This is a genomic window from Chitinophaga sp. (genome assembly GCF_019236475.1).
GTDB lineage: Bacteria > Bacteroidota > Bacteroidia > Chitinophagales > Chitinophagaceae > Chitinophaga.
Genome location: NZ_JAFAIX010000004.1, coordinates 412423 through 425368, shown reverse-complemented (window position 1 = coordinate 425368; position 12946 = coordinate 412423). Strand labels below are relative to the sequence as shown.

Sequence of the window (12946 nt, the reverse complement as noted above, 5' to 3'; positions counted from 1 at the left end):
ATTTAGGGGAGAATGCGCTGTAGTTGGCGGGCAGATTTTAGTCCGCACTGCGCAGCGATATACTCCATGGTATATGCGGGATTATGCAATAGCGATGTTGCTTTTTCCACCCGCAAAGAATTGATATACTGATGTAAAGTGATGCCGGTTTGTTCTCTGAACACGCGGTTCAGGTGACGAGGGCTCATAGCGGCCATAGCCGCCAAAGTATCGATGCTGCAATCGCCACTTAAATTTTCGATTAGGTAGTCTTGCACCTGGTGGATTTCCGGTCGCATATGATTGCGATAGCTCAGGTAGATACTTTCCTGGGAATGCCCTGGATTCCGACGATGGTAGAGTACTAGTCCTCTCGCCACTTTATGGGTAAAATAAGCATCTTTCAGTCCTTCCAAGATGAACAGCGCCAGATCTATACCAGAACTTATACCGGCGCTGGTATAGATATTTTCGCTTTTTACAAACAGCACATCAGCGCGTACTTTGGCTGTAGGGAAAAGCTGTTGTAGCAGTCCTACCGAACGCCAATGAGTGGTACACTCCTTTCCATCCAGCAATCCCGCTTCACCCAGGATAAACGCAGCATTGCAGACGGTACATAGAGCCACTCCGGCAGCAGCTTGCTGCCGGAGCCAGTGGAAGAGATCTACTTCCGCGGCCGCATCTCTTTCCATCACTTCAGCCCGGATGCCGGGAATAAAAAGGAAATCATTTTGCGTCAGTTGCAGATCCGTGTATGGGATTGCTCCGCTGAGTGTTAAGCCTGGTGCACTCATCGTGGATTGCTGAAAACTGCAAAAAACAATCTCGATGTCCAGTCCTTGGTACTGGGCTTCAGAGAACACTTGTACAGGTCCGGCGAGGTCCAGCAGTTCCACTTGTGGCAATAGTAAGAAAGCGATTTTCCTTTTCATGACAGTGCAAAGGTAGGAGCTCCGATACTTGTAGTCAAGGACATGTATCAGACATTAGTGGACAGGAAAAAATTGTTGGATTAGAAAAAAGCGTCTAATTTTGCACTTCCGATAAAATCGGCTGCTGCATCTCTGAAGGGGCGGATGATCTTCCCAAAGCCCCAGAATTAATCGCTTTTTTACTACAATTAAGGATCATGCAAACTATTGCATATTACTGTGATGCTTCCAGCATTGAAAGCAATGCATTGGAGCAACTAAATCAGTATGCACAACTGCCGTATGTACAGCAAATTTGTGCATTTACTGATATTCATTACTGTTCAGAGAAAGGTTTGCCGGTAGGCACCGCCTTTACTACTGCCGATTATTTCTACCCATTAATAACGGGGAAGGATATAGGTTGTGGCGTCATGTATCTGAAAATCAACAAGGAATACTGGCTGAAGCCATTTGATAAGTCGGCCCACTACAGGGCATTGTACCTGGCTCATACCCAAATGACGGATGATGGTCTTGGTGGCGGGAATCATTTTTTATCGTTAGAAGAAGATGAGACAGCCGTTTATATTATCTGTCATACCGGTACACGCGACAGAGGGATTGCTTTATACCAGGAATGTCTGCATATGACACGGGAGTTTTCCCGGGAGTATGGTGCGGATGTTAGCTTTCTGCACCGCGACTTTGCGTCGGCGGATTTCTATAGGTATTACGGAGAGACCATTTCGTATGGCTATCAGCGTAGGAAGAATTTCTGCCTTAAAACGCTGAGCTTTTTACAGCAGGCCAATTATATCCGTTGTGAGAAAGCGGCCATAGGCAGGAATTATTTGCGGCAGCAGTTCTCCAGTTATGCCCAGGAGGGCGTACTGCATGGAACTCCCTATCTGCTGGAAGACTCCGTGCATAATCATTTGGCATTTGAAGGCCAGACAACCGTACATAGAAAAGGTAGTACTGCATTGGCGTACGGGAAGACAGTAGTTATTCCCCTGTCTATGTCTAGAGGGAGTTTGCTGGTAACAGTGGCCGATCAGGCGAAGGCAGCAGACGCGCTTTATTCCTGTGCGCATGGTGCGGGCAGGCGACTGTCGCGGTTCGATGCCATGAAGCACTGGAAAACAGTGTTGAAAGCCAAAGAGCGCCAGGCGTATAAAGATCGGTTTAGTGAGTTGCTGAACCGAACAGGAGAATTTCCGCAGGGGTATATCCAGGAGATGGATTTTGCTTACAAAAGCAGTGAAGACACCTTGCGTTATCAGCCATATTTGCGGAAAGTAACGGCTACCAGGCCTATTGTTACCATCAAGTATTCCGAAATTTAAATCCAGGGCTGCGTTTACCACGCAGCCCTTTTCATCATATATAGAAAATATTTGCTAACTTGAATTGGATTTGTAAGTCTACTGAATGATTAACTATTATAGCATCTTGGAGCTCTCTAATTTTGCAACTGGTGAGGAAGTCAAAAAAGCTCATCGTTTGCTTTCTAAGAGATATCACCCTGACCTAAATCCTGGCAATCCCGTAGCAGAGGAGAAATTTAAGCAGGTGCAGCATGCCTATGAGCAGTTGAATAATACTTACAAGAAATCTTATTATGATGATGTTTTGAGGATGAATCTTTACGCTCCTCCGCAATCGCATAATACTTATACCAATTCCCAATCCCAGAATACCTATAGCCATACGCAATCCCAGAATACCTATCATCAGGCTCCTCCATACTACACACAATATGCGTCCAATGCGGCTCCTGTGGAAGAAGCGGTATTTACGCCGCAGGAGAGAAAGCGAAATCTTGTGATCAGATGGGCGATAGTTGCTGCGTTTGCCATTACTATCCTGTTGGGAGCCATCTTTGGTCCTAAGCAATCATATCATCCTAGAAGTACTAGAATACGCGTGGTGCATGATAATGAAAAATACTATCTCGATCCTGACAATACCACTGGCGTTGCTGCTGGCGATCCTGCTTCCCAAGTAACAGAGATGTTTGGAAAACCAGACAATGTGCAATATGAAAGTGGTGGCATAGAACTATGGAGTTATAGCGATAAATTGGTGATGATACAGCACCATAAGGTAGTTTGGGTGATAGATTATGCCAACCTCGAAAAAATGCAGCCAGATTCTAAGTAAATTCCTACCATAAAGTAGTCAAAGGATTTAATACTTTTCTGCTGCGGTATTATGCTTGCAGCAAATAAAACAGTAGTCCTGGTGATCGCTTACCGGGTCTTTTTATTTCATTATATTTATAACACTAACTACTTATTCGACCCCAAAAATTAAATTCCATGATTATCAGAGCTGCATTGCCGGAAGATATTCCGCAAATTCAATTCGTACGAAATGCCGTGAAAGAGAACACCCTATCAGATCCTGCGCTAGTAACAGACAAGGATTGCGAGGTGTATATCACGCAGAGAGGGAAAGGCTGGGTTTGTGAGATCAATGAGCAGATTACAGGATTTTCTATTGTAGATCTGCAAGCCAAAAACATATGGGCTTTGTTTGTACATCCCGACTTCGACAAGCAAGGCATTGGTAGAAAATTGCATGATGTGATGCTTTCCTGGTATTTTATGCAGACACGAGACTCGGTATGGTTAGGTACGTCGCCGCATACACGTGCAGAAAGCTTTTATCGTAAAGCTGGATGGAAGGAAATAGGCACACATGGTAAGGGAGAAATAAAATTTGAAATGACTTTCGATGATTGGCAACATCATAAGGAAACTAAATACCGGTAAAACCTTACCGGTATTTAGTTTACGATGACCAGTCGTTTGACACGTGTCTCCCTAAAAAAAATTTCCAACTTTATTTGGCTATAAATTTCTTCGGATAACCTTTGATGGCAGGTACTGCAAAATATTCGTCGAATGCGTCTTCCGGAGTGGAAGTATAATAGTCGTTTAATCGGGATAAGAACACCTCCAAGGTTGGAGCGATTACATTCCTGTCGTTGTCTGCATGCCAGAACTCAATCAGTTGGCCTTTTTCGCCAGTAAATAAGCCACCGGCATCATAGCAGATATAGTCGCCTGCACCGTTGTGAAATAAAGGAATCCAGTGTTCATTCCACCAGTTTTTGATATCGAAGTCGGTTCCAATCATGCTGGTATTATTGCTGGCGGTATCCAGTGCCTGATCTAGCGGAATAAATTTGGAATTGTTCACGAAGGAATCGAAAGAGAGTTCTTTCTGTCCGTTTTTCCATTTGTATAACAGCTTTAGATCAGTTGGAAGCGATATGTTATATTTAAATTCCAAGCTGGCGATTTCTTCATCTGTTAAGGCGCTGTTGAGATCAGGGTAGTAGTCGGGCCGTAATGTGGATATATGGTGATCCAGTTCCAGAATAGTGTTTGTCATGGTTTCGGGTTAAGATTGATTCACATCAAAATTAGAAAAAACCCATTCATTTTCAATTGTTGAGCTGGGTACGTCGTTTTTCACCCCGGAATAGTCGCATTTGACCCCGTTAAACCTGGTTTCCCGATATTAATTTTACTATCCATAAGATTAGTAGTACTTCCAATAATCACTATACACTCTTATTTTATTTAATCGTTCCATCATGAAGACAATTCTTGATAAATCGACCAGGGATGAACTGGCTAATCGGATTAATCAACTCCAGGAAAGCAGCACTGCCCAATGGGGGCAGATGAATGTACGGCAGATGTTACGGCATTGCATCCTCTGGGAAGAAATGGCGTTGGGGAAAAAAACTTATCCGCGTGTGTTCCTGGGATATATTTTTGGCAGGCTTGCCTTACGCAGCTTATTGAAAGAAAAAACCCTTATGCCCCGTAATGCTCGTACGATCACTCCCATGAAAATTACCGAAGTAGTAGAAGCGGATGTCGAGACCCAAAAACAACAGTGGCTTGCACTCATGGCGGAACATGTGAGTGCTGGTACACCGGAGGTGCATCATCCTATTTTCGGGAAGCTGACTTCAGATGAGGTTTGTATTTTGATGTACAAACATGCCGATCACCATCTGCGGCAATTTAATGTATAAGAATTGAAGATGCGGTATCAAAAGGCCGGAATGGACGTCACGCAGACATCCATTCCAGCCTTTTTTCTTTTTTGTCGTGCCTGCCCGTTGGGCAGGCACGACAGGCTGGAGAGTTTTGGCTGTATTCCCGGTAATTTAGTATATTGTGTATCCGCTATTTTTATAGGGAGACTATAGTTGATTAACCCGAACGGATTTTATAGCAATAGGTTTTAACTATTAAATTATAGAATCAATTGATTATGATTATATCTATCGAATCTTAATTTTGACCTGCACAGTAACCAGGTGCAAGCATATATATTCCTTCCATACCCAAAATTGATAACTAATGGAAAAAGAATTGAAAGACATCAGTAAATGCCCTTTTCATAATGGCAGTATGAAGCAGAATGTTGGCGGTGGTGGCACCAGGAATCGTGATTGGTGGCCTAATCAGTTAAAAGTGAATATCCTGCGCCAGCATTCACCCTTATCCAACCCTATGGGTGAAGATTTTAATTATGCCGAAGCATTTAAAAGCCTAGACCTGGAAGCAGTGAAAAAAGACCTGCACGCATTGATGACTGATTCACAGGATTGGTGGCCGGCAGACTTTGGCCATTATGGTCCTTTGTTTATTCGTATGGCATGGCATAGCGCCGGAACCTATCGCGTGGGAGACGGCCGTGGTGGCGCAGGTGCAGGACAACAACGTTTTGCTCCGTTGAACAGTTGGCCGGATAATGTGAGTTTGGATAAAGCGCGCAGATTGCTCTGGCCTATCAAACAGAAATATGGTCGTAAGATTTCCTGGGCCGATCTCCTGATTCTTACAGGTAATGTGGCATTGGAATCTATGGGCTTTAAAACATTCGGATTTGCCGGCGGACGTGAGGATGCTTGGGAAGCAGATGAATCCGTATACTGGGGATCAGAAAAAACCTGGCTCGGTGGTGATATCCGCTATGCGCATGGTGATCCAGGGGTAGAACAGAAAAATGGCGTTGTCATTGCTGACGAAAAAAATAATGTATCGATACATTCTCGCGATCTTGAAAACCCACTCGCGGCTGTACAGATGGGATTAATCTATGTGAATCCGGAAGGTCCGGATGGAAATCCTGATCCAGTGGCTGCAGCCAAAGATATCCGTGATACCTTCGGTAGGATGGCGATGAATGATGAGGAAACAGTGGCACTCATTGCGGGTGGTCACAGCTTCGGTAAAACCCACGGGGCTGCTCCTGCTTCCCATGTAGGCAAAGAACCAGAAGCCGCCGATCTGGAGATGCAGGGCCTTGGCTGGCAAAACAGCTATGGCACCGGTAAAGGCGCTGATACCATCACCAGTGGACTGGAAGTTATCTGGACCAAAACGCCTACGCAATGGAGCCATAACTTCTTTGAAAACCTGTTTAAATATGAATGGGAACTGACGAAGAGTCCTGCAGGCGCGCATCAATGGGTAGCTAAAACCACCGATGCTATCATCCCAGATGCATATGATGGTAGTAAGAAACATCTGCCTACCATGTTAACAACAGACCTTTCGTTGAGATTGGACCCTGCGTATGAGAAAATTTCCAGGAGATTCTTGGAACATCCAGATGAGTTTGCAGATGCATTTGCACGTGCATGGTTCAAATTAACGCATCGTGATATGGGGCCTCGTTCCCGTTACTTGGGATCAGATATTCCTAAAGAGGAACTGCTCTGGCAAGATCCTATTCCAGCAGTGAATCATAAATTGGTAGATGATACCGATATAGCATCACTGAAAAATAAAATATTGAAATCCGGTTTGAGTGTTTCTGAGCTGGCCACCACTGCCTGGGCTGCTGCTTCTACTTTCCGTGGAACAGACAAGCGCGGAGGCGCCAATGGCGCGCGTATCCGCCTAGCTCCACAAAAAGACTGGGAAGTAAATAATCCAGCACAGTTACAAAAAGTATTGAGTAAACTGGAAGGTATTCAAAAAGAATTCAACGACGCATCTGCCGATGGCAAGAAAATTTCTCTTGCCGATCTGATTGTATTGGCTGGTAATGCCGCTGTAGAAAAAGCCGCGAAGGATGCAGGACATACAATCACTGTTCCGTTTACCGCTGGCAGGATGGATGCCACCCAGGAAAAAACCGATGTGGAATCAGTAGGATACCTGGAACCGCTGGGAGATGGTTTCCGCAATTACCGTCGGGCTAATTTCCCTGCTTCCACGGAAGAACTGCTCATAGATAAAGCCAATTTGCTGACGCTTACCGCACCAGAACTGACTGTATTGATAGGTGGTTTGCGTGGGATCAATATCAACTATGATGGTTCCAGACATGGTGTATTTACCGATCGTCCTGGTCAGTTGACTAACGACTTCTTTGTGAATCTGCTGGATATGAATACTGCGTGGAAAGCTACTTCGGAAGATAAAGAGCTGTTTGAAGGTACAGACCGTGCCACAGGAAAGGCCAAGTGGACCGCCACCCGTGCAGATCTCGTTTTCGGCTCCCATGCTGAGTTGAGAGCCGTAGCAGAAGTTTACGCTAGCACGGATGCACATAGCAAATTCATTCAGGATTTCGTTGCCGCTTGGACAAAAGTGATGAACCTGGACAGATTTGATCTGGCTTAATAAAGGCGAATAAAATAAAAAACAGAAGATGACGTCTGCGACGTCATCTTCTGTTTTTCACATACAGGGGTGTTTTAAATTTTAAAATTTAGTACATGGAAAAGATCACATCCACGGATATACGTTATACCGACCTTGTATCCAAGCGATTCAACAAACGTCACATGGGGCAGCCGGAATATATTTGCTTGCCTACGTCTGTGGCGGAAGTGGTGGCTGCTGTACAGGAAGCCGTTTCCAGCAAAAAGCGAGTGGTGGTGCGTAGTGGCGGACATTGCTTGGAGGGGTTTGTAGCAGATCCGAAAGTGCGCGTACTCATTGATATGTCGTTGATGACGAATGTAGCCTTCGATGCCGAGCGCTCCGCCTTTGTAGTAGAAGCCGGCGTGACGGTTGGTGAGATGTATCGCAGACTATTTCTAGAATGGGGTGTGGTATTACCTGCCGGAGAACATCCAGGGATAGGTGTAGGTGGACATATATTAGGAGGCGCCTTTGGTTTTCTTTGTCGGGAATATGGATTAGCGGCGGATTACCTGTATGCCGTGGAAGTAGTGACAGTAGATGCATCCGGCAAAGCGGCCAGCGTTGTTGCGACGCGGGAAGCGACCGATCCAAATCGTGAATTATGGTGGGCACATACTGGCGCTGGTGGCGGTAATTTTGGCATTGTTACCCGTTATTGGCTGCGATCTCCGGATGTGAGTACCCCAGACCCATTTCAGGCATTGCCTAAAGCGCCTGCTACTATTACCACTTTTAGGATAGGCTGGGATTGGAAAGATATCGACCAGGCCGTATTTACACGATTGATACAAAATTTTGGCAACTGGAGTTATCAGCATAGCGGTCCTGATTCTGATTATACGCCTCTCTTCAGTATTCTCTTCATGAACCACAAGAACATAGGCAGGGTGGAACTTAAAGGGCTTTGTACTGGAGATAATGCAGCACGATTAATAATGGCACATATAGCCGCCATGCAAGAAGGGCTACATACGCCCAAAACCTTACAAGTAGAGCAGACATCCTGGTTACGTTTTGCATTGAATCCATTTCCAGAATTATTTCAGCCTGGATTTGATAACGTACAAGCTAAAATAAAAGATGCTTATTTCCGTCAGCCATTGACGAAAAATCAAATTGATATCGCCTATCAATATCTCACGGCGAACCTGCCTATAGGTGGGATGTTAGGCATGGCCACTTATGGCGGGAAGGTAAACGCCATCGCGCCGGATGCTACCGCCACCGCGCAGCGGGATAGTATCATGGATGTGGCCTGTAATATCGGCTGGATGGACCCCGCAGATGAGGGGATCAGCCTGGAATGGATCCGCAATTTTTATGGGGATCTCTTTGAAGATAGAGGCGGCGTACCCGTTCCTAATGAACAAACAGATGGTTGTATGATCAATCACCCAGATACAGATCTTACACATGCAGCGTGGAACCGGTCCAGTGTGGCATGGCCCCTACTCTACTACAAGGAAAATTTCCCGCGACTCCAACTGGTGAAATCGAAATGGGACCCGTTGAATATTTTTCATCATGCGATGTCTATAGTGGCGGCAGATTAAAAGCACAAAACCTGCGCAGGGCGCAGGTTTTGTGCTTTTATATCGTTATTTAGATGATCAGCAGCTTCAGAATGATCTTCTCTTTAGCCGATTCTATCAGCAATACATAAACACCAGGTGGTAATCCAGGTACATCGAAATACTCTGATTGCTTCACCCCTTTATTCAACTGCGCTTTGCGTTCGTATATAATCCGGTTGCGGGATATATCCAGTAAGCGGTAATTGACAGCTACATCATCTGTGACTTCTATATCTACATAGAACTGGCCTTTATTAGGGTTTGGCCGCAGTACTGCTTGCTTGAATAGTGTTTCCTGCGTTGATACAGGATCGGGTAAAGATACCGCATCATTTACCATTATTTCTTTCACCGCAATTGCCTCACAGCCGCCACGGTAGGCCGTCATTATAACGCGAAATAGTCCGCTCTGATTAATGAGTAGTTCCGCCAGGAGGTCAGAGGAAGATTTCACCACCGCATTAGCTGGGAAGGTCCAGGTGATCTTATCTGCGCTAGGATAGCTGATATTTACTGCCGTAAATTGTTCTCCTTTATTTACCTGCGTACTCATTAAGAAGTCCGCTGCTATATCCCTATCCTCATAGGAAACTTTAATCTGTCCCTGGCCGGTACATCCGCGGTTATTAGTAGTTATCAGTTTATATACAGCAGGATCACTTATTTGCAGGATAGGTGTACTCGCCTTAAAACCGGCATCGGTAGACCATTGGTAGCTTGCGCCGTTTGGAATGGTAGCATCTAGTACGAGGGTTTGCCCTTTGCACAGTGTTCTATCGCGCCCCAGATCGATCACCACCGGCGGCGGGTTAGTGAGATGCCAGGATTGCGCAATTTTACATCCGCTGTTATCTGTAATCAAGACGTGATAGTCGCCCGCCGGCAGATGGCTAATGTCTTCCGTAACAGCATTATTATCCCAGGCAAACACATAAGGCGTTCTTCCACCTGTAACCGTTAGATCAATCTTACCATCGCTTCCGTTATTACAAATCGGATCACTGGCTACTGCCTGTACATCCAGCGCATTAGGATTACGTACCACCGCAGCAGCATTGGTTTTACAGCCGTTGGCATCGGTCAGCGTCAATGAATAGGTGCCACCGTTTACCGCAGGGAGATTTGCTGCCGTGCTGCCATTGCTCCACAGATAAGTATAAGGTACTACACCACCACCAGTAGTAGCGGTGACGGTACCATCGGATTGTCCGCTGCAACTCACCTCTGTAGCGGAGAGCGATAAGGTTAATGCAGGTGGCTCTGTGATAGTCATGCTTTTTACGCTGGTCACTCCTGATTTATCCGTTACCGTTATAGTGTAATTTCCAGCTTGCAGCGAAGTGATGACAGAGTCAGTAGCCCCATTAGACCAGTTAAACGTATATGGCCATACCCCACCTGTAACCGTCACCTGGAGAGCGCCTGTGGCGGCGCTATTACAGCGTACTTGCCCTGTTTGGAAAAGGATTACAGCTAGTGGATCTGGCTGTTTTAAAGTGAATGTCATTTGTTTGAAACAACCGTTAGCATCCATTACCGTAACGGTATATTGTCCGTCTGTAATGGCGGTTAGGTCTTCCGTGTTTTTTCCATTGCTCCAACTGTAGGTATATGGGGTGGTGCCACCGGTGACCGTAATATCGATACTACCATCGGCGCTACCATAGCGGGTTGGCGGAGTAGTAGCGCCTGTAATTGCCAATGCTTGCGGCGTAGTGACAGTAGCGCTTTGTTTGATATTACAACCATTATTATCCGTGATACTTACATTGAAATTGCCCGCAGACAAACCCGTAAGATTGGCCGTAGAGGCGCCGTTACTCCAGGCGTAATAATAAGGCGCAGTACCTCCGGAAACAACTGTAGTGATGGTACCGTTACCGCCACCGAAGCAGGAAACTGCTTTAGGCGTCAACTGCGCCGTCAATACTGTAGGCTCTTTTAGCACATAAGACAGCGTAGCCGTGATACCGTTATCATCTGTTACCAGTAATGAATAAGTACCAGCTTTCAGGTTATTGATATTTGCCAAAGTGCCGTTGGTGGACCATTGATAGGAATAAGGCGGCACGCCACCCGTTACTTTTGCTTGGATGCCACCGTCGCTTTCTCCATTACATGAGATACCTGTTTCCGTAAATTGGATCTGGATCGGCGGTGGCGCCACCAGCGTGGTGCTAACGGAGGCCGTACAATTATTCGCATCTGTTACCAGTACGCTGTAAGTACCTCCATCTAAGCCGCTGATATCACGGGAAGTAGCGCCGTTATTCCAACTGTAAGTATAAGGCGCCGTGCCTCCGGCAATCGTTAAAGTGATGCTTCCATCTTTGGTGGTAGCTCCTTTAGGATCAGCTACTGTATTGATTTTCGCAGAGAGGGCCACTGCAGGTTCTGTTAAGGTAACCGTTTGTGGCGATAAACTTACACAACCATTACCATCCCGCACGAGCACCGTATAAGTTCCTTTTGGTAGGCCCGTGAAGCTATTATTCGCAGATTGCCAAGTGGCGCCGTTGTTAATGGAATAATCATATTTGGTGATATCTCCGTTGCCAGCGCCGCCGCCAGGCGTAACCGTGATCGTGCCTGTACTGGCCCCTACACAAAGGATATTCGTGGAGGAAGCTGTTAAGGAAACCGGAGGTGGCGGCACTACATTGAACACATAATCTGTATTGTTACATTGCGTGGTAGCGCCATACTTACCTTCTATCTTCACCGAATATTTACCGCCATCCATTGGCTTGGTACCACTCCAGGTGAAGCAATTCGTGGCATCCAGCGTAGTGATGGGCGTCTGGTATTGATCGAAGACATTCATCACCCCATTTACTTCCTTATATAGCGTGATGGAAGTAATCTGTTCTGTTGGCAACATGGCTCGCTGGAAAGTGATCGTCATGGCCGTTCCTGCGCTGTTGGAGCAGGCCGGCTGAATGGCTTTTACATTCGAGGGCATATTGGTGGAAGGATAGAAATAGTAAGTCAAGAAGTTCGAGCCCTCATCCGGTCGGATGGGCTTAATCGGGACGTTGGGGTCGTATCCTGGCTGGAACATGGGCAGGTACATATCCCGGCCCAATCCATTGGAAGAGGCAGCACGGAAATCTATCCTGGTATTCAAGTAATCTTTATAATTATCTCCGAAGATATCTTTCAGACTGAAGTCGGATGCACTCGTATAGCCATATGGGTTAGGGAGGTACGTAAAGTTGCCCGTACCGCCAATCCTATATTGCCAATACACCCAAGGGCCTCCACCGTTGCCGGCGTAATAGTTTACACCCAAGTGTACTTTATCGTTTTCACAATAGATATTATTAGGCGGTGTTTTTCCATCCTGGTTGTTAATGAGGATATTGGGATATACCCGGAGACTGATATATGGTATTTTGGTATAATCGCCCCCAAAGTTATCGCCGGACCATGTACCAGTTCTATCGTATGCAATCAGGTAAGACCCGCTGACATCAAAGGTATAGCGCCAGGGACTGTTGCCATTGTTGGACACATCGATATATACGTTCCTGATAGACGAGGTGCTATTGATTACATCATCGAATATTTTTTCCGCGGAGGTATTGCTGTTCAGCGTCACCACGGTATTAGGGCCGCTATAGGGTTCAATGGTTAATACAATCCGATAGTTAATCGCTGGTGCTCTTACAGGCACCTTGATCAGGTATTTTACGAAATATAAATTCGGCGAGCCTGTTTGTGCATGCACCGTTCCCAGGGCAGCCAGTAAGATTATCAGCAGTAATAATCTTTTCATTTTCAT

9 protein-coding genes are annotated in these 12946 nt (G+C 45.9%); 6 read left to right on the top strand and 3 right to left on the bottom strand.

The features are described 5' to 3' along the window. Positions 1-2: 2 nt before the first annotated feature. On the bottom strand, positions 3-914 hold the full coding sequence (locus JO154_RS05725; protein ID WP_291942723.1) for a DJ-1/PfpI family protein: 912 nt from the start codon (positions 912-914) through the stop codon (positions 3-5). Positions 915-1111: 197 nt separating this feature from the next. On the opposite strand from JO154_RS05725, the gene JO154_RS05720 reads away from it, so the two are divergent. The 3 genes from JO154_RS05720 (at position 1112) to JO154_RS05710 (ending at position 3673) form a co-directional block, all read left to right on the top strand. Beyond that, positions 1112-2242 (top strand): RtcB family protein, encoded by a 1131-nt coding sequence (locus JO154_RS05720; RefSeq protein WP_291942722.1) that lies wholly within the window; start codon positions 1112-1114, stop codon positions 2240-2242. An 85-nt stretch (positions 2243-2327) separates the two neighbouring features. After that, positions 2328-3059: a J domain-containing protein gene (locus JO154_RS05715; protein ID WP_291942721.1), complete on the top strand. Its 732-nt coding sequence runs from the start codon at positions 2328-2330 to the stop codon at positions 3057-3059. A gap of 158 nt (positions 3060-3217) precedes the next feature. Further along, positions 3218-3673: a GNAT family N-acetyltransferase gene (locus JO154_RS05710; protein WP_291942719.1), complete on the top strand. Its 456-nt coding sequence runs from the start codon at positions 3218-3220 to the stop codon at positions 3671-3673. Positions 3674-3743: 70 nt separating this feature from the next. On the opposite strand, the gene JO154_RS05705 is transcribed toward JO154_RS05710, so the two are convergent. Further along, positions 3744-4298: an SMI1/KNR4 family protein gene (locus JO154_RS05705; protein WP_291942717.1), complete on the bottom strand. Its 555-nt coding sequence runs from the start codon at positions 4296-4298 to the stop codon at positions 3744-3746. Positions 4299-4503: 205 nt separating this feature from the next. On the opposite strand from JO154_RS05705, the gene JO154_RS05700 reads away from it, so the two are divergent. From JO154_RS05700 to JO154_RS05690, 3 genes are all read left to right on the top strand, one after another. Continuing rightward, on the top strand, positions 4504-4953 hold the full coding sequence (locus JO154_RS05700) for a DUF1569 domain-containing protein (RefSeq protein ID WP_291942715.1): 450 nt from the start codon (positions 4504-4506) through the stop codon (positions 4951-4953). 331 nt (positions 4954-5284) lie between these two features. Next, entirely contained in the window at positions 5285-7561 is a 2277-nt protein-coding gene (katG, locus tag JO154_RS05695; RefSeq protein ID WP_291942713.1) for a catalase/peroxidase HPI, read from the top strand. Positions 7562-7656: 95 nt separating this feature from the next. Continuing rightward, positions 7657-9141, top strand: coding sequence for an FAD-binding oxidoreductase (locus JO154_RS05690; RefSeq protein ID WP_291942712.1), 1485 nt, complete (start codon positions 7657-7659; stop codon positions 9139-9141). Positions 9142-9190: 49 nt separating this feature from the next. Here JO154_RS05690 and JO154_RS05685 read toward each other — a convergent pair whose 3' ends face one another. Beyond that, positions 9191-12940 carry a SprB repeat-containing protein gene (locus JO154_RS05685; protein ID WP_291942711.1) on the bottom strand — a complete coding sequence of 1250 codons (3750 nt, stop codon included), beginning with the start codon at positions 12938-12940 and terminating at the stop codon, positions 9191-9193. Positions 12941-12946 lie beyond the last annotated feature (6 nt).